Source organism: Blastococcus sp. TF02A-30 (assembly GCF_003319185.1).
Taxonomy (GTDB): Bacteria; Actinomycetota; Actinomycetes; order Mycobacteriales; family Geodermatophilaceae; genus Blastococcus.
The window spans coordinates 19,132-44,272 of record NZ_QOHJ01000009.1; the positions used below are offsets into that span (position 1 = coordinate 19,132).

At 75.1% G+C, this 25,141-nt stretch carries 24 protein-coding genes; 13 read left to right on the top strand and 11 right to left on the bottom strand.

Going from position 1 to position 25,141, the window contains the following annotated elements; genetic code table 11:
- Position 1: 1 nt before the first annotated feature.
- Positions 2-1,312, bottom strand: coding sequence for a Rieske 2Fe-2S domain-containing protein (locus tag DQ241_RS18530; protein ID WP_113831694.1), 1,311 nt, complete (start codon positions 1,310-1,312; stop codon positions 2-4).
- A gap of 202 nt (positions 1,313-1,514) precedes the next feature.
- Between DQ241_RS18530 and DQ241_RS18535 the strand changes: the two genes are divergently transcribed.
- The 6 genes from DQ241_RS18535 (at position 1,515) to DQ241_RS18560 (ending at position 7,487) form a co-directional block, all read left to right on the top strand.
- Positions 1,515-2,639: a sensor histidine kinase gene (locus DQ241_RS18535; RefSeq protein ID WP_113831695.1), complete on the top strand. Its 1,125-nt coding sequence runs from the start codon at positions 1,515-1,517 to the stop codon at positions 2,637-2,639.
- A complete protein-coding gene (locus DQ241_RS18540; RefSeq protein ID WP_113831696.1) occupies positions 2,636-3,376 on the top strand; it encodes a LytTR family DNA-binding domain-containing protein in 741 nt (246 codons plus the stop codon). Before DQ241_RS18535 ends, DQ241_RS18540 begins: the two co-directional genes overlap by 4 nt.
- A 3-nt stretch (positions 3,377-3,379) precedes the next feature.
- Complete coding sequence (locus DQ241_RS18545) at positions 3,380-3,754, top strand: hypothetical protein (protein WP_113831697.1); 375 nt, start codon at positions 3,380-3,382, stop codon at positions 3,752-3,754.
- Positions 3,755-3,767: 13 nt separating this feature from the next.
- On the top strand, positions 3,768-5,297 hold the full coding sequence (locus DQ241_RS18550; protein ID WP_113831698.1) for a cation acetate symporter: 1,530 nt from the start codon (positions 3,768-3,770) through the stop codon (positions 5,295-5,297).
- A gap of 167 nt (positions 5,298-5,464) precedes the next feature.
- Positions 5,465-5,854 carry a DUF485 domain-containing protein gene (locus tag DQ241_RS18555; RefSeq protein ID WP_113831699.1) on the top strand — a complete coding sequence of 130 codons (390 nt, stop codon included), beginning with the start codon at positions 5,465-5,467 and terminating at the stop codon, positions 5,852-5,854.
- Complete coding sequence (locus DQ241_RS18560) at positions 5,847-7,487, top strand: cation acetate symporter (RefSeq protein ID WP_113831700.1); 1,641 nt, start codon at positions 5,847-5,849, stop codon at positions 7,485-7,487. Before DQ241_RS18555 ends, DQ241_RS18560 begins: the two co-directional genes overlap by 8 nt.
- Positions 7,488-7,712: 225 nt before the next feature.
- On the opposite strand, the gene DQ241_RS18565 is transcribed toward DQ241_RS18560, so the two are convergent.
- From DQ241_RS18565 to DQ241_RS18575, 3 genes are all read right to left on the bottom strand, one after another.
- Positions 7,713-7,988, bottom strand: coding sequence for a hypothetical protein (locus DQ241_RS18565; RefSeq protein ID WP_233492552.1), 276 nt, complete (start codon positions 7,986-7,988; stop codon positions 7,713-7,715).
- A 107-nt stretch (positions 7,989-8,095) separates the two neighbouring features.
- Positions 8,096-8,956, bottom strand: a complete 861-nt coding sequence (locus DQ241_RS18570; RefSeq protein ID WP_113831701.1) for a manganese catalase family protein — start codon at positions 8,954-8,956, stop codon at positions 8,096-8,098.
- 103 nt (positions 8,957-9,059) lie between these two features.
- A complete protein-coding gene (locus DQ241_RS18575; RefSeq protein ID WP_113831702.1) occupies positions 9,060-9,722 on the bottom strand; it encodes a sensor histidine kinase KdpD in 663 nt (220 codons plus the stop codon).
- Positions 9,723-9,848: 126 nt separating this feature from the next.
- On the opposite strand from DQ241_RS18575, the gene DQ241_RS18580 reads away from it, so the two are divergent.
- The 3 genes from DQ241_RS18580 (at position 9,849) to DQ241_RS18590 (ending at position 13,003) form a co-directional block, all read left to right on the top strand.
- Positions 9,849-10,562, top strand: coding sequence for a response regulator transcription factor (locus tag DQ241_RS18580; RefSeq protein ID WP_233492553.1), 714 nt, complete (start codon positions 9,849-9,851; stop codon positions 10,560-10,562).
- Positions 10,563-10,664: 102 nt separating this feature from the next.
- Positions 10,665-11,765 (top strand): saccharopine dehydrogenase NADP-binding domain-containing protein, encoded by a 1,101-nt coding sequence (locus DQ241_RS18585; RefSeq protein ID WP_113831704.1) that lies wholly within the window; start codon positions 10,665-10,667, stop codon positions 11,763-11,765.
- Positions 11,762-13,003 (top strand): glutamate mutase L, encoded by a 1,242-nt coding sequence (locus DQ241_RS18590; RefSeq protein WP_113831705.1) that lies wholly within the window; start codon positions 11,762-11,764, stop codon positions 13,001-13,003. The genes DQ241_RS18585 and DQ241_RS18590 overlap by 4 nt, the downstream gene beginning before the upstream one ends.
- Here DQ241_RS18590 and DQ241_RS18595 read toward each other — a convergent pair.
- Positions 12,987-14,474, bottom strand: a complete 1,488-nt coding sequence (locus DQ241_RS18595) for a PH domain-containing protein (RefSeq protein WP_113831706.1) — start codon at positions 14,472-14,474, stop codon at positions 12,987-12,989. The genes DQ241_RS18590 and DQ241_RS18595 overlap by 17 nt on opposite strands.
- Positions 14,471-14,980 carry a PH domain-containing protein gene (locus tag DQ241_RS18600; protein WP_113831707.1) on the bottom strand — a complete coding sequence of 170 codons (510 nt, stop codon included), beginning with the start codon at positions 14,978-14,980 and terminating at the stop codon, positions 14,471-14,473. The genes DQ241_RS18595 and DQ241_RS18600 overlap by 4 nt, the downstream gene beginning before the upstream one ends.
- A gap of 59 nt (positions 14,981-15,039) precedes the next feature.
- Here DQ241_RS18600 and DQ241_RS18605 point away from each other — a divergent pair, with 59 nt between their 5' ends.
- Complete coding sequence (locus DQ241_RS18605; protein WP_233492554.1) at positions 15,040-15,369, top strand: rhodanese-like domain-containing protein; 330 nt, start codon at positions 15,040-15,042, stop codon at positions 15,367-15,369.
- 62 nt (positions 15,370-15,431) lie between these two features.
- On the opposite strand, the gene DQ241_RS18610 is transcribed toward DQ241_RS18605, so the two are convergent.
- Both DQ241_RS18610 and DQ241_RS18615 read right to left on the bottom strand, forming a co-directional pair.
- Entirely contained in the window at positions 15,432-17,048 is a 1,617-nt protein-coding gene (locus DQ241_RS18610; RefSeq protein ID WP_113831709.1) for a long-chain fatty acid--CoA ligase, read from the bottom strand.
- Positions 17,049-17,090: 42 nt separating this feature from the next.
- Positions 17,091-18,302: a cytochrome P450 gene (locus DQ241_RS18615; RefSeq protein ID WP_113831710.1), complete on the bottom strand. Its 1,212-nt coding sequence runs from the start codon at positions 18,300-18,302 to the stop codon at positions 17,091-17,093.
- A gap of 39 nt (positions 18,303-18,341) precedes the next feature.
- Between DQ241_RS18615 and DQ241_RS18620 the strand changes: the two genes are divergently transcribed.
- Both DQ241_RS18620 and DQ241_RS18625 read left to right on the top strand, forming a co-directional pair.
- The gene (locus tag DQ241_RS18620) at positions 18,342-19,274 is read left to right on the top strand and encodes a DUF5926 family protein (RefSeq protein ID WP_113831711.1); all 933 of its coding nucleotides are present in this window, start codon (positions 18,342-18,344) and stop codon (positions 19,272-19,274) included.
- A gap of 13 nt (positions 19,275-19,287) precedes the next feature.
- Positions 19,288-20,016, top strand: a complete 729-nt coding sequence (locus DQ241_RS18625) for a 3-keto-5-aminohexanoate cleavage protein (protein WP_113831712.1) — start codon at positions 19,288-19,290, stop codon at positions 20,014-20,016.
- Positions 20,017-20,072: 56 nt separating this feature from the next.
- Here the strand turns inward: DQ241_RS18625 and DQ241_RS18630 are convergent, their stop codons facing one another.
- The 3 genes from DQ241_RS18630 to DQ241_RS18640 are packed head-to-tail and all read right to left on the bottom strand — an operon-like array spanning position 20,073 to position 24,219.
- On the bottom strand, positions 20,073-21,515 hold the full coding sequence (locus tag DQ241_RS18630; protein WP_199584735.1) for a M20/M25/M40 family metallo-hydrolase: 1,443 nt from the start codon (positions 21,513-21,515) through the stop codon (positions 20,073-20,075).
- Complete coding sequence (locus tag DQ241_RS18635; protein ID WP_113831713.1) at positions 21,512-22,996, bottom strand: MFS transporter; 1,485 nt, start codon at positions 22,994-22,996, stop codon at positions 21,512-21,514. Before DQ241_RS18635 ends, DQ241_RS18630 begins: the two co-directional genes overlap by 4 nt.
- A complete protein-coding gene (locus DQ241_RS18640; RefSeq protein ID WP_113831714.1) occupies positions 22,993-24,219 on the bottom strand; it encodes an arginine deiminase in 1,227 nt (408 codons plus the stop codon). Before DQ241_RS18640 ends, DQ241_RS18635 begins: the two co-directional genes overlap by 4 nt.
- Positions 24,220-24,333: 114 nt before the next feature.
- Between DQ241_RS18640 and DQ241_RS18645 the strand changes: the two genes are divergently transcribed.
- A complete protein-coding gene (locus tag DQ241_RS18645) occupies positions 24,334-25,104 on the top strand; it encodes a glucose 1-dehydrogenase (protein ID WP_113831715.1) in 771 nt (256 codons plus the stop codon).
- Positions 25,105-25,141 lie beyond the last annotated feature (37 nt).

Sequence of the window (25,141 nt, forward strand, 5' to 3'; positions counted from 1 at the left end):
CTCAGGCGGCCAGCCGGCGTTCTCCCGCGGCGATGAAGTCGCACAGCGCCTGGCGCAGCGCCAGCCCCCGCGCGTCGGCCGGCACGTGCACCTCGTCGCGCCGGTCCAGCGGCAGGCCGGGGAGCGCCAGCGCCTCCTGCGCGGCGATGTCCTCCTCGAGCACCCGCTGCTGCAGCGCCACCTGGTCGGTCACCGTCCGCGGGTCCGGCAGCGTGCGCCCGGGTCCGGCGGCGAGCATCAGGCACACGTAGATGCGGGTGGAGTCGGCGTCCTCGGGCTGCAGCAGGTACAGCAGCGTCGTCGTCGCCCCCGAGTCGAGGAACTCCTGGCGCAGCCGCAGCTGGAACGGCGCGCGGTAGGAGTAGGTGGTCCGCCGCCGCTGGCGCAGCGGCCGGGCACCGCTGACGACGTCCGGGTCGGCCGGGTTGTCCACCTCCTGCTCCTGGACGCTGCGGAAGCCGCCGGGCTCGACGGTGATCTCCGCCGGGCCGACGGCGGGGCGGTCGGCGGCGCCGATGGTCGTGGTGTGCACGAACGCGCTGTGCGTCGCGTCGAGGAACGTGTCGGCCAGCGGCCCGGCCGGGCCGGGGGAGCGCAGCGGCGGCAGCCAGCCGGTCACGAACGCGGGGTCGGCCGCCTCCGGGACCTCCAGCGGGACGTCGCGGGGCTCGGCGGGCGCCAGCCAGATCATGCCCAGCCGCTCGCGGACGGCGTACGCCGGCGGATCGACCTCCAGCCCCGTGTCCGTGCGCCGGAGCATCCACGTCCGGCCGAGCAGCCGCACCTGCAGCCAGCCGCCTGGGCGCAGCTCCCGGCTCAGCGCCACCGGGTGCCAGGCGTGCTCCAGCGAGGGGTCGAGGTTGCCGAACACCGGGCCGCGGGACGCGTCGGCCGGGGCGGGCTCGGGCTGCGGGGTGCCCGACGGGCGCGGCGGGGACGGCGTCGTCGTCCGGTCCGGGGCGAGCCAGACCCAGCCGTGCCGCTCCTCCACCGCCCACGGGACGGCGAGGTCCGCGCGCGGCGGCGGCACGCCGTCGGCCCCCAGGGACGGGATGTCGGTGCAGCGGCCCTCGCCGTCGAACCGCCAGCCGTGGAACGGGCACTCCAGCCGGCCGTCCGCGACCCTGCCCTCGGCGAGCGGCGCCAGGCGGTGCGGGCAGCGGGCGGGGAACGCGCTCACCTCACCGCCGCGGCGCATCCGGACGACCACCCAGGACCTGCCGCCGGCGGCCACCGGTACCGGCGCCGTCCCGACGTCGGCGGTCCGCGCCACCGGGAACCAGCCCGTCGCCCCCCACCCGGTCGTGCCCATGCCCGTAGTGCAGCAGCCGGCGATTACCCACCGGTTACGGCCGTGGGGCGGCCCGGGCAACGTTGCCGCACCCCCATCGCGGGAACGACCGCCGTGGCGGGTGGTGTGCGCCCGCTCATCCGATCTACCGTGCGCTGGCCCACTGCCCGGCGACGCCGGGCGCGGACCGCGGGGAGGAGGCTGGGGCACCGCCCCGACCGCCATGCGGAATCCACTGCGCTGGCTGCGCCCCGGCCACCTGGGGACCGAGGCGGAGCACGCCACGTTCCGGACCCTCCACTCCGCCTCGCTCACCGCCCCGGAGCTGCGCCAGGGGTTGACCAGCGACTCCGCGGAGCGCGCGATCCGACACCTGCGGGACCTGCTCGGGCTGCCGGCCGTCGCGCTCACCGACACCGTGGCGACCCTGGCCTGGGACGGCCGGTTCGCCCACCACGAGCAGGACGCGGCGGCGCTGGCGGCCGCCGTCCTGGAGTCCGGGAACACGGTGGTCCGCCCGCGCGAGGACTTCGCCTGCTCGGACGCCGGCTGTGGGCTGCGCCAGGTCGTGGTCAGCCCCCTGGTGGTGGAGGACCGCGTCGTCGGCACCCTGCAGGCGTTCACCTCGTCGGCGTCGGCCGGGCTGGTGCGGGCCGTCGCCGAGGTCGCGCGCTGGGTGTCGGGCAACCTGGAGCTGGCCGAGCTGGACGCGTCGCGCACCCGGCTCATGGAGGCCGAGGTCCGGGCGCTGCGGGCGCAGATCAGCCCGCACTTCATCTACAACTCGCTGACCGCCATCGCCTCGTTCGTGCGCACCGACCCGGCGCGGGCCCGCGAGCTGCTGCTCGAGTTCGCCGACTTCACCCGGTACTCCTTCAGCCGGCACGGCGAGTACACGACGCTGGCCGAGGAGCTGCGCTCCATCGAGCGGTACCTGGTGCTGGAGAAGGCGCGGTTCGGCGACCGGCTGCAGGTGACGCTCCGGGTGGCGCAGGAGGTGCTGCCCGTCGCCGTCCCGTTCCTCTGCCTGCAGCCGCTCGTGGAGAACGCGGTGCGGCACGGGCTGGAGAGCAAGCCGGGCACCGGCACGGTGACGATCATCGCCGCCGACCAGGGCGGTGAGTGCCTGATCTCGGTCGAGGACGACGGCGTCGGCGAGGACCCGGCGAAGGTGCGGCGGGCGCTGGCCGGCGACGTCTCCGTGGACTCCGTCGGGCTCGGCAACGTCGACGCGCGGCTGCGGACCGCGTTCGGCGACGACTACGGCCTGGTGGTCGAGACGGCGCCCGGAGCGGGTACGAAGGTCGTCGTGCGGGTCCCGAAGTTCGCCCCGGGGGTGCGCCCATGACCGACCGGCTGACGATCCTGGTCGTCGACGACGAGCGCCCGGCGCTCGAGGAGCTGCGCTGGCTGCTCGAGCGGGACGAGCGGATCGAGACGGTGCTCACCTGCGACTCGGCCACCGAGGCGCTGCGGCTGCTCCAGGAGCGGGGCGTCGACGCGGTCTTCCTCGACATCCGGATGCCGGGGCTCAGCGGCGTGGACCTGGCGCGGGTGCTCTCCCGCTTCAAGGCACCGCCCCCGGTGGTGTTCGTGACCGCCCACGACGACTCCGCCGTCGACGCCTTCGACCTGGGGGCGGTCGACTACGTGCTCAAGCCGGTCCGCGACGAGCGGCTGGCCGAGGCGGTCCGCCGGGTCGTGGGCGCACGGGCGGGGAGCCCGGCGTCGGTGGGCGACGGGATCGCCGTCGAGCTGGGCGGGGTGACCCGGTTCGTGCCGCGCTCCAGCGTCGGCTACGTCGAGGCCCAGGGCGACTACGCCCGGCTGCACACCCCGTCGGGCAGCCACCTGGTGCGGGTGCCGCTGACCACCCTGGAGGAGGCCTGGAAGGACGCCGGCTTCGTGCGCATCCACCGGTCGCTGCTGGTGGCGCTCCAGCACGTGGAGGAGGTCCGGATGGACGCCGGCCGGTGCACGGTGGTCGTCGGCGGTACCCACCTGGGCGTGAGCCGCCGGCACACCCGGGAGCTGCGCGACCTCCTCGTCCGGCGCGCGCGGCCGGGCACGCCCGGCAGGAGCTGACCGGTGTCGGAGAGCACGCCCCGCCGGGAGCGCGTCACCAGCCCCCGCACCAGCGCCGCGCGGGCCCAGCGGGTGCCGGCCGCCCGCGAGATCGACGCGCAGACGCTGCTGGGCGAGGTGTACATGTCCTCGCTGCTGCGCTCCCAGCTGCGGCTGGCGCTGCTCGCGCTGGCGACGCTGGCGGTGCTCGTCGGCGGGATCCCGCTGCTGTTCTGGCTGTTCCCCGACCTCACCGACGTCGAGGTGCTGGCCGTGCCGCTCCCCTGGTTCCTGCTGGCGTTCGCCGTCTACCCGTTCCTGTTCGGGATCGGGTGGCTGTACGTCCGCGCGGCCGAGCGCAACGAGCGCGACTTCACCGACGTGCTGGACCGCTCGTGACCCCGGGCCACCGGTGACGGCCACCGGCTACAGCCTCCTCGGCGTCACGGCGGTCGTCGTCGCGACCCTGGCGGTCGGCGCGTACGGCTGGCGGTTCTCCCGCACCACCAGCGACTTCTTCGTCGCCTCCCGCACGGTGCGGCCGGGGCTCAACGCGTCGGCGATCGGCGGCGAGTACCTCTCGGCGGCGTCCTTCCTCGGCGTCGCCGGCCTGGTGCTCGCCTTCGGCACGGAGATGCTCTGGTACCCGGTCGGCTGGACGGCGGGCTACCTCGTGCTGCTGGTCTTCGTGGCCGCGCCGCTGCGCCGCTCGGGCGCCTACACGCTGCCGGACTTCGCCGAGAGCCGGCTGGAGTCGCGCGGGGTGCGCCGGCTCTCGGCCCTGCTGGTCGTGGCGATCGGCTGGCTGTACCTCATGCCGCAGTTCCAGGGCGCCGGCCTCGCGCTGGCCGCCCCGACCGGCACCGGCACCTGGCTGGGCGGGGTGCTGGTCGCGACCGTGGTGGTCGTCAACGTGCTCTTCGGCGGAATGCGCAGCATCACCTTCGTGCAGGCCTTCCAGTACTGGCTGAAGCTGACGGCGCTGCTGTTCCCGCTGCTGTTCATGGCCGCGATCTGGCTCCGCGACGGCGCGGTGTCCCCGGCCTCGGTCGCCGTCGGGTCCGGGAACGCGGCGGGGGACTCGTGGACCTCGCCGCTCGCCGGCACCGACCACGAGCTCTACACGACCTACGCGATCATCGTGGCCACGTTCCTCGGCACGATGGGCCTCCCGCACGTGGTGGTGCGCTTCTACACCAACCCCGACGGGGCCGCGGCCCGGCGCACGACGCTGCTCGTGCTGGCCCTGCTCGGCCTCTTCTACCTGCTGCCGCCGGTGTACGGCGGCCTCGGCCGGCTCTACGCCCCGGATCTCGTCGCCGCCGGACGGGCCGAGTCGGTGGTGCTCGAGCTGCCGGCGCGCATGGTCGACGGCACGCTGGGCGACCTGCTGTCGGCGCTGACCACGGCGGGCGCGTTCGCGGCGTTCCTCTCCACGTCCTCCGGGCTGACCGTCGCCGTGGCGGGGGTGATCAGCCAGGACGTGATGGGCCGGCGCTTCGGCGGGGTCCGCGCCTTCCAGGCCGGCGCCGTCGTCGCCGTCCTGGTGCCGCTCGGGCTCGCGCTGCTGACCGAGGGCGTGGGCGTCGCCCAGGCGGTGGGGCTCGCCTTCGCCTTCGCCGCCTCCACGTTCTGCCCGCTGCTGGTGCTGGGCATCTGGTGGCGCCGACTCACCGACGCCGGCGCCATCGCCGGGATGGTCGTCGGCGGGGGGTGCGCGGGCGGGGCGGTGCTGGCCACCCTGCTCGGCGTGGGACCGGGCGGCTGGCCGGGAGCGCTGCTCGCCCAGCCCGCGGCGTGGACGGTCCCGCTGGCCTTCCTCACCATGGTCGGGGTCTCGCTGGCCACGCCGCGCCGGGTGCCGCGGCACGCCGCCCGGACCATGGTCCGGCTGCACACGCCCGAGGCGGTGCAGCTCGACCGCGGCAACCCGCCGCGGTGAGCCGGCCGGCCCGACCGCTCGTCGCGCCGGACCTGCCGTACACCGAATCCCGATCGCCGCTCGGCGCAGCGTCCGCCCGACGTCCGCCGCACGAGGACGCTGCCTCCTACCGTGACAGGGCTCACAATCCCGCATGTGACAACGCTGTCCCCGACCAGGAGGTCGCATTGGCCGAGCCCACCGAACGGCGTCTGCTGACGCCCGAGGAGTACCTGCAGGCGCAGAACTCCCCCGAGTTCGTCGAGCTGAAGCGCCGGTTCCGGCGGTTCGCCTTCCCGATGACGGTGGCGTTCCTCGTCTGGTACCTGCTCTTCGTCCTGCTGTCGACCTACGCCCCCGACTTCATGTCCACCGACGTGTTCGGGAACGTCAACATCGGCCTGCTGTTCGGGCTGCTGCAGTTCGTGTCGACCTTCGCGATCACCCACCTCTACGTGGCGCACGCGAACAAGAACACCGACCCCATCGCCGACGAGATGCGCCACCGGCTGGAGGCGCACGAGTTCGCCCGCCCCGAGGCCGGCACCACGACCACCGAGGGGGCCACCCGTGCGTGACCTGATCGCGGCCGACAGCACGATCGGCGAGCCCGCCGTCAACATCTCCATCTTCGGCGCCTTCGTGCTGGTGACGCTGTTCATCACCTTCCGCGCCAGCCGCAACAACAAGAGCGCGGCCGACTACTACGCCGCCGGCCGCAACATCAGCGGGCAGCAGAACGGCCTGGCGATCGCCGGCGACTACCTGTCGGCCGCCTCGTTCCTGGGCATCGCCGGCGCCATCGCCGTCTACGGCTACGACGGCTTCCTGTACTCGATCGGCTTCCTGGTGGCGTGGCTGGTCGCGCTGCTCCTGGTCGCCGAGCTCATGCGCAACACCGCCCGCTTCACCATGGCCGACGTCCTCGCCTTCCGGATGCAGCAGCGCCCGGTCCGCATGGCCGCCGCCATCTCCACCCTGGCGGTGTCGCTGTTCTACCTGCTGGCGCAGATGTCCGGCGCCGGTGGTCTGGTCACCCTGCTGCTGGGCGTGACCGGTGACGCGGCCCAGGCCATCGTCGTCACCATCGTCGGCGCGCTGATGATTTTCTATGTGCTGGTCGGCGGCATGCGCGGCACCACCTACGTGCAGATCATCAAGGCCACGCTGCTCATCCTCGGCGCGTTCGTGATGACGGTGTGGGTGCTCGGCAAGTACGGCTTCAACCTGTCGTCGCTGATCGGTGGCGCCCAGGACCTGGCCGTCGAGGGCCGCGACGTCGCCGCCCCCGGCGCGCAGTACGGCCTGACCGACACCACCAAGCTGGACTTCGTCTCGCTGGGTCTGGCCCTGGTGCTCGGGACGGCGGGCCTGCCGCACGTGCTCATGCGCTTCTACACGGTGCCCACGGCCAAGGACGCCCGCCGCTCGGTGGTGTGGGCCATCTGGCTGATCGGCATCTTCTACCTGTTCAGCCTGGTCATCGGCTACGGCGCCGGTGCGCTGGTCGGCCCGGCGGAGATCCTCGCCGCCCCGGGTGCGGTCAACGCCGCGGCCCCGCTGCTGGCCTTCGAGCTCGGCGGCACCGTGCTGCTGGGCATCATCGCCGGCGTCGCGTTCGCCACGATCCTCGCGGTGGTGGCGGGCCTGACGATCACCGCGTCGGCCTCCTTCGCGCACGACGTCTACGCGTCGGTGATCAAGAAGGGGCAGGTGTCGCCCAACGGCGAGGTGCGGGTCGCCCGGATCACCGCCGTCGTCATCGGTGCGATCTCGATCGGGCTGGGCATCCTGGCGCTGCAGGCCGGCCTGAACATCGCCTTCCTCGTGGCGCTGGCCTTCGCCGTCGCCGCCTCGGCGAACCTGCCGACGATCATCTACACGCTGTTCTGGAAGAACTTCACCACCCAGGGCGCGCTGTGGTCGATCTACGGCGGCCTGATCAGCTGCATCGGCCTGATCATCTTCTCGCCGGTGGTCTCGGGTGCTCCGGTCAACCCGACGACCGGGAAGAGCACCTCGCTCATCCAGGACGTCGACTTCTCCTGGTTCCCGCTCAACAACCCCGGCCTCGTCTCGATCCCGCTCGCGTTCTTCCTGGGCTGGCTCGGCACGAAGCTGTCCAAGGAGAAGCCGGACATCCTCAAGAACGCCGAGATGGAGGTCCGCGCCTTCACCGGCATCGGGGCGGAGAAGGCCGTCCAGCACTGAGAAGCAGCACGTCGCGTGGCGCGCGTCCCCGATGGGGGCGCGCGCCTCGCGCGTTTCCCGGCTCGGCGACCGCGGTGCTGTGGTCGGTACCGCGGTGCACCGCGGTACCCGCGGCCGTACCGCGGTCCTCGCGGGGTGTCGTCGCCCTCGCGGTGTGGCAGCGAGGCGCGCGGTCGACCGCGCGCCCGGGAACCCCACCGCGCGGCTGAGGACGGCGGGGCGGGGTCAGGCGGCAGCCGCGGGGGCCGGAGCGGTGGCCGGCTCCTGGCCGAGGACGGCGTCGACGGTCCCGGCGCTCTCCGCGACGGCGACCGCCACGGGTGCGGCCGCGGCGCCGGAGCGACGGGCGCGCACCGCCCAGCGGGCGGTGAGCCCGGCCAGGACGAGCAGGCCGGCGAGCGCGTGCTGCCCGGGGTCGGTCAGGGCCACCGCTATCGCCGCGGCGTAGACGACCGAGAGCAGCACCGCCGGGACGGGCAGGTGGGGCAGGTGCAGGTGCACGGCTGGACCTCCGGGGGAGTGCGTCCCGCCGGCCGGCGGTCGATCCGGGTCACGGACCGACCGCCGGCACGGCGACGGCGCGGTGGAACGGGGAGCGGGCCGGAGGCCTACTTGAGCATGTCCTTGGCCTTCTGGAGCATCGACTGACCCTCCATCTGCGGCGTCGGGAACAGGCGCGGGTCACCCGGGGGCAGGATCGGCGCGTCGGCGGTGGCCTCGATCGGGCGGGCCGAGTAGGTGCCGCGGCCGTCGTAGGACGGGCCGGACGCCCAGCGACCGGACGCGGCCTCGGGGCCGTCGGAGGCGTCGATGAACGTGTAGCCCAGGTCGCCGACCTCCTCCTCGAGCGGGAACGCCTCGGGCACCGGGACGCCCTCCAGGCCGTCCTCCTTGAGCTGCTCGAGCGCGTGCAGCCACTGCTGCTGGTGGTAGTGGTCGCGGGTGATGAGGAACCGGAGCATGTCCTTGACGCCCGGGTCGTCGGTCATGTTGTAGAGCCGGGCCACCTGCAGCCGGCCCTGCATCTCGGCGGTGGCGTTGTACATGAAGTCGGCGTAGAGGTTGCCGCTGGCGGTGACGTACGCGCCGGTCCAGGGGTTGCCCATGCTGTCCATGTAGGAGGCGCCGGCCCCGTTGACGATCGGGTGCTGCGGGTTGTGCTGGCCGTAGCCCGCGGCCGCCTCCTTGGTGCGGTCGGCGGCGTCCGGCTTGAGCGGGATGTGGTCGAGCAGCCGGTCGATCATCGTCACGATCATCTCGACGTGAGCCAGCTCCTCGGTGCCGATGGCCAGGAGCAGGTCCTTGTACTTGCCGGGCAGCCGGCAGTTCCAGCCCTGCAGCAGGTACTGGGTGGCGACGGTCATCTCGCCCCACTGACCGCCGAGGACCTCCTGCATCTTGCGGGCGAAGTCCGGGTCGGGACCGTCGGGCTTGGCCTCGTACTGCAGGGCGTGGGTGTGCGTGAACACGGGCTCTCCCTATGGCGTCGTCGCGCCCACCGCCGTTGCGGTGGCACCAGGGATCTGCCCGCCCCGGGTGGCCCGCCGGTGCCGTCCGCTGGCCCCCGGGGGCCTACTTGTCCGGGAGCTGCACGGTGAGCGTGAACGCGCCGCCGTCCTCGGACCAGGCGATCCGCCCGCCCAGCTCGCCGGTCTGCCGACGGACCGACCACAGCCCCAGGCCGGTGAGGTCCACCGGCGGCTGCGACCGCGAGAGGTGGTCCACCACCCGGCCGGCCGGCACCCCGGCCTGCGTGAGCGACAGGTCCACCCACCCCGGCCGCCGTCGCACGCGCAGCACCACCGCTCGACCGTCACCGTGCCGGTGCGCGTTCTCCAGCAGGTTGACCAGGATCCGGCCGACCCGGGCGTCGCCGACGGTGGCCTCGCCGGCGCCGTCCTCCACCGACACTGTCAGCTGCTGCCGCGGCAGACCGGAGGAGGCGACCGAGGCCTGCAGGACGTCGCGCAGCAGCCGCGCGCCCGGCCGCGGAGGGGCGCCGGCGCTCGCGTCGGCGGTGCGCAGCATCGAGGAGAGGTGCGCGGTCTGCGCCCGCGCCAGCTCCAGCAGCTCCCGGCCCTGCTCGGGCGCCTGCTGGATCGTCCCCAGCACCGCCTCGAGGGAGGCCAGCGGGCTGCGCATGTCGTGGCACAGCGCCCGCAGGACGGCGTCCTCCGCCGTGGGCGCCGGCTCGGGCGTCGTCCGGCGGGAAGCGGGCAGGTGCGCGCGGAGCACTCGTACGAGATCGTCGAGCAGTCCGCGGCGCGGTCGGAACACCGATGGGTCAGCAGCCAGGGTCACGGGCACCCCCTCAGGGAGACCGGTCAGCAACGCCGGTGGACGACGGCCGACAGGGGAGACGTGTCGGGGATCGACGGAGCGCTCGCTGCTGAACGCGGGAAGCCGGTGGACGTGGTGGTCGTGGACGACCACCCGCTGTTCACGCGGGGTCTGAGCCTGCTGCTGCCGGGGCTGAGCGGCGGCAGGGTGCGCGTGGTGGGGACGACGGACGACGCCTCGGCGGCGGCCGCCCTCGTGCGGCGGCACCACGCCGACGTGGCGATCGTCGACCTGCACATGCCGCCTCCGGGCGGGAGCAGGGCGATCGCCGCGATCCGGCGGGCCGATCCGATGGTGCGGGTGGTGGCGCTCTCCGGGCTGGCCGAGGCCGACGCGGCCATCGAGGCGCTGCGGGCGGGTGCGGCCGGCTTCCTGCCGAAGACGGCGGACCCCGAGCACCTGGTGCAGCCGCTGCTGTCGGTGCTCGACGGCTGGTCGGTGGTCCCCGAGGCGCTGCTGCGGCAACTGCTCGAGGAGGCCACGCCGACCGGCGAGCAGGGCGTCGCCGACCGGCTCACCGCCGACGAGCGGCGGCTGTGGCGGCTGATCGCCGAGGGGGTCAGCACCGTGGAGATCGCCACCACGCTGCACGTCTCCGAGCGGACGACGAAGCGGCTGGTCGCGCACCTGCTGCGCCGGCTGGACGTGTCCACCCGGGTCGAGGCCGCGACGCTGGCCGGCCGGGTGGGCCTCGGCAAGGACTCCGGCGCGCAGGCCGGCGGCGTCGCGGGGTGAGCGGCGCAGGCGGACATCGCGGGCCCAGCTACCCGCGCCCAAGATCGTCACTCCCCGGTTCCGGAAAGGTTCACCTGCCCGTCCGCGGCTAGGGTCGCCGGGGTGACCGCCCGCATCGTCCTGTTCGGCGCCACCGGGTACACCGGCGCGCGCACCGCCGAGGCCCTCGTCGCCGCCGGGGCGAGCCCCGTGCTCGCCGGCCGGAACCCCGCCAAGCTCACCGCGCTGGCCCAGCGGCTCGGAGGCGTCGAGACCGCCCAGGCCGACGTGACCGACCCCGCCTCGGTGCGCGGCCTGCTCTCCCGCGGCGACGTCCTGGTGACCACCGTGGGGCCGTTCCTCCAGCTGGGCCGGGCCGCGGTGGACGCCGCCGTCGACGCCGGGGCCGTCTACCTGGACTCCACCGGCGAACCGCCGTTCGTGCGCCGGGTGTTCGAGGAGGACGGGCGCCGCGCTGCGGAGACCGGGGCCGCGCTGATCCCCGCGTTCGGCCTCGACTACGTGCCGGGCAACCTGGCCGCCGCCATGGCGCTGGCCGAGGCGGGCGAGCAGGCGCACCGGGTGGACGTCGGCTACAGCATGTCCGGGGTCTCCGGGCAGGCCTTCTCCCGCGGCACGCTCGTCTCCCTGATGGGCGTGCTGCTCGAGCCGGGGTTCGCGTTCACCGGTGGCCGGCTGACCACCGAAGGCGCGGGGCGCCGGGTGTGGGAGTTCCAGGTCGACGGCCGGACCCGCCGCGGGCTGTCGGTCGGCGGCTCCGAGCACCTGACCCTGCCGGGCCTGGCGCCCACGTTGCGCGAGGTGGGGGTGCACCTCGACTGGTTCGGGCCGCTCACCGGCCCGGCGCACCTGCTCTCGCCGCTCATGGGCCTGGCCGCCCGCGTCCCGGGTGCCGCGGGCGGCGCCCAGCGGGTGGCCGACCTCGTGGGCAAGCGGGTCGGGGAAGCGCCGTCGGAGGCGACCGTGGCCCGGGCCCGCACGCACACCGTCGCCGAGGTGCGCGACCGCGCCGGCGAACTGGTCAGCCGGGTGCAGCTGGACGGACCGGAGGCGTACGGGCTGACCGCCTCGCTGCTCGCGTTCGGTGCGGGGCGGGCCGCCGCGGGCGGTGTGCGAGGCACCGGTGCGCTGGGTCCGGTGCAGGCCTTCGGGCTCGACGAGCTGACCGCGGGGGCGGCGACCGCTGGGCTCGTGCGGGGGTGAGCGACGCCGTCGTCTGCGTCGACATCGGGTCGACGTTCACCAAGGCGGCGCTCGTGCGGCTGCCCGACGGCCTGCTGCTGGCGACGGCGCAGGCGCCCACCGCGGACGACGTCGTCGACGGCGTGCTGAGCGCGACCGCGTCCTTCCCCGACGTGCCCGTGCTCGCCTGCTCCAGCGCCGGGGGCGGGCTGCGGCTGGCGGTCGTCGGCTACGAGCAGCTGATCAGCGCCGAGGCCGGGCACCGGGCCGCGCTGTCGGCCGGGGCCCGGGTCGTGCACATCGCGGCGGGCCGGCTGGACGACGCCGCCCTGCGCGCGCTGGCGGACGCGCGGCCGGACGTCGTCCTGCTGGTCGGCGGGACCGACGGCGGTGAGGCCTCGGTGCTGCGGCACAACGCCGCCGTGCTGGCTGCTGCGGAACGGTCCGTCCCGGTGGTGCTGGCCGGCAACGCCGCCGTCCGTGACGAGGTCACCGCCCTGCTCAGGAACGGCGGGCTGCCGGTCACCGCGACGGACAACGTGCTGCCCGACATCGGCCGGCTGGCACCCGAGCCCGCGCGGGCGGCGATCCGGGGCGTGTTCCTCGAGCACGTGATCGGCGGTGACCGGCTCTCCACCGACCCCCGGCTGCGGCAGTGGGTGCGCGCGGTGACGCCGGACGCCGTCCTGGAGGGCGTCACCGCGCTGGCGCGGGCCCGGGCCGACGCGGAGGCGCCCGGCGTCGTCGTCCTGGACGTCGGCGGCGCGACCACCGACGTCTACTGCGTGCCGGACCCGGACGCCGAGCAGGCGTCGCTGGGCCGGGAGGCCGTGGGTGTGCCCGCGCGGCGCCGCACGGTGGAGGGCGACCTCGGCGTGACGTGGAGCGCCGACGCGCTGCGGGCGGCGGCCGCCGCCGAGGGGCTGCCCGAACCGGGGGAGGGGGCGCTGGCGCTGGGCGAGGCCGCCGCGACCGTGGCGCTGCGCCGCCACCTGCGCGCCGAGGCGGCGTACGGGCCGGGCGGGGCGAGCGCGCGGTCGGCCGGGCTGGTGGTGCTGTCGGGCGGGGTGTTCCGGCACGCCGCGGCCGCGGATGTCGACGCGGTGGTGGCCCGGGTGGCCGCCGACAGCGGCGGTGCCGGGAGCGTGCTCGCCGGGACGCCGGTGGTCGTCGACCGCGCCTACGTGCTGGCGCCGGCCGGGCTGCTCGCCGCCGAGCACCCGGCCGCGGCGGCGGCGCTGGTCAGCTCGCTGCTCTGAACGTCGCGGCCCACGGTTCCGAGGCGGCCTCGGCGAACCCGGCGACGTCGCCGGCGGCCATGTCCACCGCCGCGTAGCCGCCGCGGCCGGCGCCGACGCAGGCGGTGACGGTGGCGACGCCGGCCCGCCGCTGGAACACCGACTGCCGCACCTGCCAGCCGACGACGGCGCGGCGCTCGAGCACCGCCTGCTCCCGCACCAGCCACCCGCTGCGGACGGCGAACGACCGCGGCCCGGTGGCGTGCCCGAGCGCGGCGTACCGCCCCAGCCCGAGCGGGACGCCCAGTGCGGTGAGGACGACGCCGACCACGAGCACCGGCCACCAGCCGAACGCCGCCGTGACGACGGCGCCGACGACGGTGACCCCGGCTCCTGCCGACACCGCGCGGACGAGCCGCCGACGGCGGGCCGCGGGCGGGTGCGGGACGAGCGGGCCGGGATCGGGGACGAGGCGCCGGGTGAGCGACCAGGCCTCGGCGCGCGGGCCGAGCGGCAGCAGCTGGCCACGGCGCTGGGCGTCGCCGAGGCCGGTGACCAGGGCGGTGACCCGGGCGGCCCGCACCAGGCGCATGCCGGCGCCCTCGGCCAGGGCGACGCCGCGGATGCGGTCCACCTCCAGCTCGGTGTGCAGCCGGGTGAGGAGCCCGCGGACGGCGATCAGCGAGCCTCCGCGGCGCACCAGCCGGAACCGCCAGTTGACCACCGCGGCGCCGACGACCGCGCCGGCCACGAGCAGCAGCAGCGCGACCAGCAGCGCGGCGGCGATCACCCGGGCGTCGTCGGTCCGCACGCCCACGAGGTCGGGGACGACGTCGCGCGGCAGCTCCTGGGCCAGGCGGAACAGGGCGCCCACACCGGCCAGGGGGACGGCGAGGTAGCCGCCGACCAGCGGCGCGTAGAGCAGCCAGCGGGAGTCGAAGCGGGCGAACTCCTCCTCGGCGGGCTCGGCGGGCTCGGCGGGCTCGGCGGGCTCGGCGGGCTCGGCGGGCGCGGCGTCGTCCGGCGCCGGGGCCCGCACCCGGGAGGTCAGCACCGCCCCGCGCAGCCGCTCGCCCTCGGCGCGCGGCAGCCCGTCGATCAGCAGCTCCTCGTCCTTGCCGGCCACCGCGCCGGCGGCGGCGTCCACCCGGAGCCGGACCAGGCCGAACACCCGGTGCAGCGGCGGGGCCTCGACCTCCACGCCGCGGATGCGGTCCTTCGGGACGGTCCGCTCGGAACGGGTGACCAGACCGCGGGTGACGACGACGGCGCCCGGCGCGTCCACGTAGCTGAAGCGCCACCACGACAGCACGGCGGTCCCGAGCGAGACGAGCGTGACGCCGACGACGGCGGTCACCAGCGTCCAGCGGCCACCGCCGATGCCGGTGGCGGCCGCGAGCGGGACGAGCGCGGGCGCCAGCGCGCGGGCCTGCTTGAAGGTGATGGTGTGCACCAGGACGATCCGCGGCGAGGTGCGCTGCGGCACGGTCACGTGGCGGCGTCGCGGACCCGCTCGGCGCGGGTGGCGAGGTCGTCGGCGACCCGCTGGGCCATCCCGTGCTCGAGGTGCCAGATGCGCACCGTGCCCTGGCTGGAGGCGGTGAGGACGGCGACCGTCGCGAGGCCGAACACCTGCTGGAGCAGGCCGCGGGTGACGTCGACGGTCTGGATCCGGCTGATCGGCACCAGCGTCCAGGTCTGGGTGGCCCAGCCGGTGCGGGTGTAGACGGCGTCCCCGGTGACCTCCCAGCGGTACACCCGGTGCTTGAACCAGGGGCGGACGCCGATCGCGACGGCGGCGTAGAGGACCGCGACGAGCGGGACCACCCAGCGCAGCACGGGGAACGGCCCGCCGTCGTCCGGGGCGAAGATCAGCAAGGCACCCACGCCGAGGCCGACGAACAGCACGTCGATGACGCTCTCGACCACCCACAGCCCGATGGCGGAGCGGGGCAGCGACCAGGCGGGCTCGCGCACGGGCGGCGGGGCGGTGGTCATCGGTGCCCATCCTGGCAGGGCGGGCCCGGTGGACCGACCGTGGAACGATGGAGGGCGTGATGCCGCAGCAGGTCCCGACCGTGCCCGCCTCCGAGCTGCCCGAGGACGCCGTCGTCCTCGACGTCCGCGAGGACGACGAGTGGGTGCACGGGCACATCGAGGGCGCCACGCACATCCCGATGGGCGACGTCCCGGCCAAGCTCGACGAGCTGCCCGAGGGTGACCCGCTCTACATCACCTGCCGCGGTGGTGGCCGCTCGGCGCGGGTGGCGGCGTGGCTCAACGCCAACGGCTTCGACGCGGTGAACGTCGGCGGTGGCATGGGCGAGTGGGAGGCCGCCGGCCGGCCCATGGTGAGCGAGACCGGCCAGCCCCCCTTCGTCCGCTGAGGCCCGGCTCTCGGTACAGAAAGCTGAGGTCGAACCGCAGCTTCCTGTACCGAAAGCTGTGACTAGCTCGGCAGGGAGTACTCGGCGAACTTCTCGCGCAGGGTCTTCTTCGAGAACTTGCCGACGCTGGTCTTGGGCACCTCGTCGATGAACTCGACGGCGTCCGGCAGCCACCACTTGGCCACCAGCGGCTTGAGGTGCTCGAGGATCTCGTCCTCCGTCGCCTCCTCGCCGGGCTTGAGGACGACGCAGGCCAGCGGCCGCTCGTCCCACTTCGGGTGCGGCACCCCGACCACGGCGGCCTCGGCGACCTTGGGGTGGCTCATGATCGCGTTCTCCAGGTCGACCGAGGAGATCCACTCGCCGCCGGACTTGATCAGGTCCTTGGTGCGGTCGGCGATGCGGATGGAGCCGTCGACGTCCATCGCGGCGACGTCGCCGGTCTTCATCCAGCCGTCGGCGGTGGAGAGCTCCACCCCGGCGTCCGGGTTGTAGTACTCCTTCGCGCACCACGGCCCGCGCACCTGCAGCTCGCCGGTGGCGGTGTCGTCCCACGGCTGCGCCTCGAGGGAGTCGGCGTCGACGATCCGCGCCTCGACGCCGAACAGCGGGATGCCGGCCCGCGCCCGGCGCTCGGCCTTGGTCGTGTCGTCGGCGTCCTCGAACCGGCGGGGGAGCACCCCGGACGACGCCACCGGCGAGGTCTCGGTCATGCCCCAGGCCTGCAGGATGGGCAGCCCGACCTGCTCGCGGTAGGCCTCGCTGAGCGCCTTGGGGACCGCGGAGCCGCCGCAGCCGATGTCGCGCAGCTTGTGCTCGCGGCCGGCCAGGTGGGGCAGCACGCCCTGCCAGATGGTGGGGACGCCGGCGGTGAAGGTGACGCCCTCGTCGACGATCAGGTTCGCCAGCGCCTCCGGCTGCATCATCGGGCCGGGGAAGACCAGCGCCGAGCCCGCGGCCGGGGCGGCCTGCGCGATGCCCCAGGCGTTGGCGTGGAACATCGGCACGACCGGCATGGCGACGTCGCGGACGCTCAGCCCGAACGCGTTCGGCGAGAGCACCGCCATCGTGTGCAGCACCGTCGAGCGGTGCGAGTAGACGACGCCCTTGGGGTTGCCCGTGGTGCCGCTCGTGTAGCACATCGAGGCGGCCAGGCCCTCGTCGCGGACGTCGAAGTCGACCGGCTCGGCCTGCGCCAGCAGCGTCTCGTAGTCGGAGATCCGCGGGTCGTCCGGGATCTCGGCGTCGCCGCCGTCCTCCATGACGACGACGTGCCTGACCGTCGTCATCGTGTCCACCAGCGGCCAGAACAGCGGGAACACCGAGCGGTCGACGAAGACGACCTCGTCCTCGGCGTGGTTGGCGATGTAGGTCAGCTGCTCGGGGAACAGCCGGATGTTGAGCGTGTGCAGCACCCGGCCGGTGCACGGCGCGGCGAAGTACAGCTCGAGGTGCCGCTGGCTGTTCCACCCGAAGGTGCCCACCCGGCCGTCGGCGCTGATGCCGAGGGTGTCGAGCACGCCGCCCAGCCGGCGGGTGCGCTGCGCCCAGTCGGCGTAGGTCGTGCGGGTGACGCCCTTCGGGGAGTTCGTCGCGATGGTCGCGTCGCCGAAGTGCTGCTCGACGTGCCGGAAGATCGTGTCGATGGTCAGGGGGCTGTCCTGCATCAGGCCGCGCATGGCCGGATAGTGCCAGTGACCGCGCTCACGATCTAGCCGGGGCTACCTGCCCAGGACGACGGGGAGATCGGCCAGGCCGCGGATCACGAACTCCGGACGGCGCTGCGGCTCGCCGCCCAGCTCGAACGTCGTCGTCCGGTCCAGCAGCGCGCCGAACGACGCCTGCAGCTCCACCCGGGCCAGCGGCGCCCCGATGCAGAAGTGGATCCCGGCGCCGAACGTGATGTGCGCGTTCTCCGTCCGCCCGACGTCGAGGGTGTCGGGGTCGGCGAACACCGCCGGGTCGCGGTTGGCCGCCCCGAGCAGGGCGGCGATCTTCTCGCCCTCCCGCACGGTGATGCCGCCGATCTCGACGTCCGTGGTCGCCGTGCGCTCGAACAGCTGCAGGGGCGAGTCGTAGCGGATGAGCTCCTCGATCGCCCCGGGCAGCAGCGAGCGGTCCGCGCGCAACCGGGCCAGCTGGTCGGGGTTGCGCAGCAGCGCCAGCGTCCCGTTGCCGCTCACGTTCACCGTCGCCTCGTGGCCGGCGTTGAGCAGCAGGATGCAGGTGGTGACCAGCTCGTCCTCGGTGAGCTTGTCGCCGTCGGCGTCGCGGACGCTCACCAGGTGGCTGACCAGGTCGTCGCCGAGGTCCTTGCGCCGCTGCGCGGCCAGCTCGCGCAGGTAGGCGACGAACTCCGCGGCCGCGCGCTCGGCGCCGTCCTCGATCTCCGTCGTCCGGCCGTACTCGTACATCTTCACGATCGCGTTGGACCACGGCCGGAGCAGGTGGCGGTCGGACTCCGGGACGCCCAGCAGCTCGGCGATCACCGCGACCGGCAGGTGCTCGGCCATGCCGGAGAGCAGGTCCACCGGCTGCGAACCGCCCGAGCGCTCGATCAGCTCGTCGACCAGCCGGCCGGCCAGGTCCTCCACCCACGGCCGCAGGCGCTCCACGTGCCCGCGGGCGAACGCGGAGCTGATCAGTCGGCGCAGCCGGGTGTGCTCCGGCGGCTCCATCTCCAGGATCGCGTTGCGGTGGATGAGGTTGAAGCTCCCGAACCGCTCGGCGGGGGCCTTGTCGCGCCAGATCCGACCCAGCCGGCGGTCGCGCAGGACCGCGTTGGACTCGGCGTGGGTGAACGCCAGCCACAGCCCCAGGCCCTCGTGCCACTGCACCGGTGCCTCGCGCCGCGCGGCGGCGAACGCCGGGTACGGGTCGGCGACGACGGCCGGGTCGGTGAGGTCCAGCGGTGCGGGGGCGGCCAGGGTCACGGCGACGAGCCTAGAACCGGGCCGAATAGGCTGACGGCCATGGCTTCCCGCAAGCGCTCGTCCGCCCCCGCCGCCGCGCCGGAGGGCATCAACCCGAAGGCGCCGTGCCCCTGCGGCTCCGGCCGCCGGTACAAGCACTGCCACGGTTCCGGCTACGCCCCGCCGGTCATCCGGTCGTTCGAGGGCCTGCCGGGGGAGCCGGACTGGGTCGCGCTGCGGGAGCTGGTGCCGGCGGCGACGGCGAAGCTGCGGACGACGGACGGCCGCGACGTCACCCTGGCCAGCGTGCTCCCGGGCGGCGCCCCCGCGCTGGTGCGGGCCAACGGCGAGATCGTGCTCGGCGTCCAGCTGCAGAGCTCCTCGGACGACGTCAGCCGCGACCTCGGCACCGCCCTGGCCGCCGCGCTGGAGGCGCCGGCGGGTGCGCCCGTGGACCCGGGGCCGATCGGCGGTGCCGGTTCGGCCGGCCCGCGCCTGCAGGAGCTGCTCGACCTCACCGCTCCCTTCGAGGTGGCGGTGCACGACGACTTCGGCTTCTGGCTGGAGGGCACCGAGCCGAACGCCGCCGCGCGCGCCGGCCTCCAGCAGGCCAACGAGGCGATCCTGCCGACCGTCCGGCTGGCCGGTCTCGAGGCGGCCTACTGGGTCCGCCCGGGCAACGAGCGCGCCCACCTGCGCTGGGTGCGACCGGAGCCGGAGGAGAAGCTGCTCGACGCGCTCGCCCGGCTGCGCGCCGCCGGCGACCCGATCCTGCTCGGCGAGGGCACCCGCTACGCCGGCGCCTTCCGCGCCCACGGCCTGGTCGTCCCGGTGTGGGACCTCCCGGCCGACACCCCCGCGGAGGAGTGGATCGGGCCGGCCACCGAGTGGCAGGGGCGCCTGGAGCAGGCGCTGGCCAGCACGGAGCCGCTGAACGCCGACGAGCGCCGCGCCCGCGCCGGCCTGCTGTCCCGGCAGATCACCATCCGCTGAGGCGGCGCGTCCCGTGGAGCTGCAGGCCTGCCTCAACGGGACGCGCACCCGCGCCGAGCACCCCGCCGTCCCGCTGACGCCGGACGAACTGGCTGCCGACGCGGCCGCGGCGGTGGCGGCCGGCGCCTCGGGGGTGCACCTGCACCCGCGGGACCCCTCGGGGTGCGAGTCGCTGGCCGCCGCGGACATCGGCGCCGCCGTCTCCGCCGTGCGGGCGGCGATCCCCGGCCACGCGGTCGGGGTGAGCACCGGGCTCTGGATCACCGGCGGGGACGTCGAGGCGCGCGCCCGGCTGGTGGCGGGCTGGGCGTCGCTGCCGCCGGCGCAGCGGCCGGACCTGGCGTCGGTGAACGCGAGCGAGCGAGGCTGGGCCCGGGTGTGGGGCGAGCTCCACGCGGCGGGCGTCGGCGTCGAGGCGGGCGTGTGGTCGACCGCGGACCTGGACGCGCTGCTGGCCGCCGGGCTGGAGCGGACGGCGACCCGCGTGCTGGTCGAGCTGATCGATCTGCCGCCGCAGCCGGCTTTGGTTCGGGCCGAGGAGATCCTCGACCGGCTGGCGGACGAGGTGCCGGAGCTCCCGGTCCTGCTGCACGGGGAGGGGCCGGCCACCTGGCCGGTGCTCGAGCTGGCCCGGCGGCGCGGGCTGCCGTCGCGGATCGGGCTGGAGGACGTGCTCACCGGCCCGGACGGCATCCCGGCCGCCGGGAACGCCGAGCTCGTGGCACTCGCGCTGGCGGGCTGACGGGCGGACCGGTCCGTCACGTCACGCGGACATCGCCCCGCAGCGTCAGCGCCCCGTCACAGGCTGCGGATGAGGTGCCGGAAGAAGCCCGCTCCGCGGTGCAGGGCCGCCACCGAGATCCGCTCGTCGGCGGCGTGCAGCGCGGCCAGCTCCTCGCGGGTCACGTCGAACGGCATGAACCGGTAGACGCTGTCGCAGACCTGGCTGAAGTGCCGGGCGTCGCTGGCCTGCACCATCAGGTAGGGCGCGACGGCGGCGTCCGGGTAGGCGGCCTTCGCCGCCGCGGCCACCAGGGCGTAGGCCGCGTTGTCGGCCCGCGAGACCGGCGACGGGTCGTTGCCCGAGACCACGTCCAGCCGGACGGCGGGGTCGTCGATCACCCGCCGCAGCCGGGCCACCGTCGACCCCACCGTCTCGCCGAGGGCGATCCGGATGTTCAGGTGCGCCCGCGCCGTCGTCGCCAGCACGTTCGCCGCCGGGCTGCCTTGGAGCCGGGTCACGGCCACCGTGGTCCGCACCAGGGCGTTGGCCTCCCGGCTGGCGCGGGACAGGACCGCGGCGAGCAGCGGGCGCAGCCGGCCGGCGTGCGCGAACACCGCGTGCAGCGGGCCCGACGCGTGCCGGCCCACCGCGTCGACCATGCCCAGCACGACGTCGTCGAGCCGGGCCGGGAAGGGGTTCGCCTCGATCGCCAGGATCGCCCGGGCCAGCCGCGCGGGCGCGCCGTTCCGCGTGGGAGAGGAGGCGTGCCCGCCCGGGTCGGTGGTGGTCAGCTCGACGTCGAGCAGCCCCTTCTCCGCCAGCCCCACCACGGCGACCTGCCCGGGCACCCCGGGGAACATGCCGCTCACCACGGCGCCGCCCTCGTCCAGCACCGCCCACGGCCGGATGCCGCGCCCGGTCAGCGCCGCCACGGCCAGCTGCGCCCCCACGCCGGCGATCTCCTCGTCGTTCCCGAACGAGAGCCACACGTCCCGGCGCGGCGTGAAACCGGCGGTCACCAGCGCCTCGACCGCCTCGAGGATCGCGACCAGCGAGCCCTTGTCGTCGATCGCGCCGCGGCCGTGCACCACCCCGTCCTCGACCAGGCCCGAGAACGGGTCGCGCGACCAGTCCTGCCCGGCCACCGGGACGACGTCGTAGTGCGCCATCAGCACCAGCGGGTCGTCGTCCGACGTGCCGCGCCAGCGGTAGAGCAGCGCGCCGTCGCCCAGCACCTCCCGTTCCAGCGCCTCGTGGGTGCCGGGGTAGAGCTCCGCGAGCCGGGCGCGGAACCGCGCGAAGGCGGCCGCGTCGACCTCCGCGGGGTTCCGCGAGGAGACCGTCGGGATCCGGATCAGCTCGGCCAGCCGGCCGGCCGCGGCGTCGGCGTCCAGACCGTCGAGGTCGACCGGGGGGACGTCCGGCTCGACCGGCCGGAACTCCGCGACCCGGCGCACGGCGCTGCGGGCCCCTGCCGCGGCGGCCGCGCACGCCGCCACCGCGAGGGCGCGCTTCACGACCGCTCCTGCTCGGCGAGCTCGGGGACGGTCGGGTCGGCGAACGCCAGCTTCGGCACCACGAGCAGCGCGACCGCCGCCAGCAGCGCCGTCGTCCCGCAGACGACCCAGACGGTGACGTAGCCCGACAGCGAGCCGGCCGTGCCCTCCGACCCGTCGACGAGGGTGGGCGCGCCCGACGCCAGCGCGATCGCGAACACCGCCGAGGCGAACGAGCCGCCGAGCACCTTGGTGGTGTTGGTCAGCCCGGTGGCCACGCCCGTGCGGCCCACCGGCGCGGCCGCGGCGGCGGCCGCCGGCAGCGCGGCCACGAGCGCGCCCGACCCGAGCCCGGCCAGCGAGATGCAGGCCAGCGTCTCGGCCAGGGCGTCGTGGAACGGGACGAGCAGCAGGTAGCCGACGCCGGTGAGCGTGGCCGCGCCGATCAGCGTGGTGCGCGGCGACGTGCGCCGGGTGATCCGGGCGAACTGGCCGGCGCCGACCAGCATCGAGACCACGTAGGCGCCGATGACGATCGAGACCTCGCTGGTCGAGAGCCCCAGCCCGTAGCCGTACTCGTCGGGGTCGGTGCGGGCGTAGGTGGACAGCGGTCCCTGCGCGCCGAGCACGCTGATCCCAAACAGCCCCGCGGTCAGCTGCACCGGCCACATCGAGGGGCTGCGCAGCACGCGGAAGTCGACCAGCGGGTCGTCGCGGCGCAGCTCGTAGGCGACGAACGGGACGAGCAGCAGCACCCCGAGCGCGGTCACCGCCCACGGCCACGCGGCGCCCTCGTTGAGCCGGACGAAGGAGAGGCCGCCGGTGATCACGAGCAGCACCAGGCTGAGCATCGTGGCGCCGGCCGCGTCGACCGTCCCGCCGGTGCGCCCCTCGCTCTCGGGCACGCGGAACGCCACGACCAGGCAGACGCCGACGACGAGCACGGCCGGCAGCACGAGCGCGATCCGGAAGGAGTCGGCGAAGGTCTGGCCGAGCTGCCCGCCGCCGATGGCCCCGACGATCGCGCCGGCCTGCAGCGCGGCGACGATCATCCCGGTGGCCCGCCGGGTCTGGGACGCCGCGCCGGGTGTGCGGCGGGAGCGGTCCCAGATGAGCGCGACCTGCAGCGGCAACCAGGCGACGTAGCAGCCCTGGACCGCCCACGCGGCGAGGAACAGCGGGAAGCTCGTCACCAGGCCGAGCGCCACCGTGGCGGCGGCGGTCACGGCGGCCGACCACAGCAGCACCCGGCGGTGCCCGTGCAGGTCGCCGAGCTTGGCCAGCACCGGGACGACGATCGCCGACAGCATCAGCTGGGCGGCCTCGAGCCAGTTGACGTCGGCGTCGTGGATGCCGAGGTGCCGGGCGACGTCGGTGAGCAGCGGGACGTAGTACCCCTGCAGCACGCCGCTGGTGAACTCGACGAAGACCAGCCAGCCGACCAGCCCACCGCCGAGCCCCGCGATGCGACCCACCGCGGGCGGCGCCGTCGCCCCGCTCACAGGGCGTCCCGGGCCACGGGGCACGACATGCACCGGGGGCCGCCTCGGCCGCTGCCCAGCTCGGAGCCGGCGATCCGCAGCACCTCGATGCCGGCCGCCTCCAGCGCCGCGTTGGTCACCGCGTTGCGCTCGTAGGCCACGGTCAGCCGCGGGGCCAGCGCCAGGGTGTTGTTGCCGTCGTCCCACTGCTCGCGCTCGGCGGTGACCGGGTCCAGGCCGGTGTCGATGACCCGCAGCCGGTCGATGCCCATGGCCGCGGCCGCCGCCTCGAGGAAGGGGCGCGGGCCGCTCACGGTCAGCTCCACGGGGTCGGCGTCGTCGGCCACGCCGTCGGGCGCGGTGACGGTCCAGGCCCGGAGCGAGTCGGCGACGGCGGGGTACATGACCATCGCGTCGACGTCGACCATCGTGGCGATGGTGTCCAGGTGCATCGTCGCCCGCTGCTGGGCGATCGGGACCACGAGCACCGTGTGCGCCAACCCGCGGGCGAACACCCGGCGGGCCAGCCGCTCCGCGCCGCCCGGCGTCGTCCGCTCGCCCACGCCCACGGCGACCACGCCGGGGGCCAGCAGCAGGACGTCGCCGCCCTCCAGGTGCTCCAGCTGGGCGGAGTACAGCTGCTCCACCCCGGCGAACCGCGGGTGGTGCGTGTAGACGGCGGCGGTGATCGTGCTCTCCCGGTGCCGGGCGGGCATCGCCAGCGAGGTCACCGCCACCTCGTCGCCGACCCACACGGAGGAGTCGCGGGTGAACAGCAGGTTGGGCAGCGGCGGGACGACGAAGTCCGACCGGTCCATCACCTCGTAGGCCAGCCCGCGCCCGCCGCGCAGCTCGTCGTGGGCCAGGCCCGCGATGAGGGTGGCGGCCAGCTCCTCGGGGTCCAGCCAGGCCAGGTGCCGGGTCGCCGTCCGCTGCAGCGTGGCGCCCAGGCGCGGGTCGTCGACGGCGGCGCCGATCAGCTCCGCGCGGGCCGACGGGAAGGCCAGGATCTCGGCCAGCAGCCGGTCCAGGTAGAGCACCTCGACGCCGCGGTCGGTGAGCGCCTGCGCGAAGGCGTCGTGCTCCTCCTGCGCGCGGGCCACCCACGGGACGCCGTCGAAGAGCAGCTGGTCGTTGTTGCGCGGCGTCAGCCGGCGCAGCTCGGGCCCGGGCCGGTGCAGCAGCACGGTGCGCAGGGTGCCGACCTCGCTGGTCGCCCCCATGGTGGCCGCGGACTCGATCATGGCCGCCAGGCTGGCACACCTCCCCGTGCGCTCGCCCGCGGAGCCGCCCCGGACGGGTGGCTAGTGTGCGTGCGGGGGCCGGCGGGGCAGCCGGGACCGATCCGGAGGTGCGGTGTGGACCTGTTCGACCTGACCGGCAAGGTGGCCGTGGTGACCGGGGGGACCCGCGGCATCGGCCTGATGATGGCCCGGGGCCTGCTCCAGGCCGGGGCCCGGGTCTACGTCAGCTCGCGCAAGGCCGAAGCCGGCGACGCCGCCGTCGCCGAGCTCTCGCCGTTCGGCACGGTCCGCTCGATCCCCGCCGACCTGTCCCGCGAGGAGGAGTGCACCCGGCTGGCCGCCGCCGTCGCCGACCGCGAGGACCAGGTGCACGTGCTGGTCAACAACGCGGGCGCCACGTGGGGGGCGCCGTCGATCGAGGAGTTCCCCTCCTCGGCGTGGGACAAGGTCGTCGACCTGAACCTCAAGTCGCCGTTCTTCCTCACCCGCGCCTTCCTGCCGCTGCTCGAGGCCGCGGGCGAGGACGGCGACCCGGCGCGCGTGGTCAACGTGGGCAGCATCGACGGGCTGCACGTCCCCCCGATGCACACCTACTCCTACTCGACGTCGAAGGCGGCGCTGCACCACCTCACCCGGGTGCTGGCCAAGGAGCTGGGCCCGCGCGGGATCACCGTCAACGCCGTCGCGCCGGGGCCGTTCGAGTCGAAGATGATGGCCGCCACGCTGGAGGCGTTCGGCGACGAGATCGCCGCCCGCTCGCCGCTGGGCCGGATCGGGCGTCCCGACGACATGGCCGGCGTCGTCGTCTACCTCGCCTCGCGAGCGGGCTCCTACGTGACCGGCGCGGTCATCCCCGTCGACGGCGGCATCGCCACCACCCGCTGACCCCCCGACCCAGCTTTCGGTACAGAAAGCTGCGCGG

What these genes read in the sequence shown, in the direction of transcription:
- DQ241_RS18530 (WP_113831694.1), bottom strand. Translation starts at nt 1,312, where the DNA reads ATGGGCACGACCGGGTGGGGGGCGACGGGCTGGTTCCCGGTGGCGCGG.
- DQ241_RS18535 (WP_113831695.1), top strand. Translation starts at nt 1,515, where the DNA reads ATGCGGAATCCACTGCGCTGGCTGCGCCCCGGCCACCTGGGGACCGAG.
- DQ241_RS18540 (WP_113831696.1), top strand. Translation starts at nt 2,636, where the DNA reads ATGACCGACCGGCTGACGATCCTGGTCGTCGACGACGAGCGCCCGGCG.
- DQ241_RS18600 (WP_113831707.1), bottom strand. Translation starts at nt 14,980, where the DNA reads ATGACCACCGCCCCGCCGCCCGTGCGCGAGCCCGCCTGGTCGCTGCCC.
- DQ241_RS18605 (WP_233492554.1), top strand. Translation starts at nt 15,040, where the DNA reads ATGCCGCAGCAGGTCCCGACCGTGCCCGCCTCCGAGCTGCCCGAGGAC.
- DQ241_RS18610 (WP_113831709.1), bottom strand. Translation starts at nt 17,048, where the DNA reads ATGCGCGGCCTGATGCAGGACAGCCCCCTGACCATCGACACGATCTTC.
- DQ241_RS18620 (WP_113831711.1), top strand. Translation starts at nt 18,342, where the DNA reads ATGGCTTCCCGCAAGCGCTCGTCCGCCCCCGCCGCCGCGCCGGAGGGC.
- DQ241_RS18640 (WP_113831714.1), bottom strand. Translation starts at nt 24,219, where the DNA reads ATGATCGAGTCCGCGGCCACCATGGGGGCGACCAGCGAGGTCGGCACC.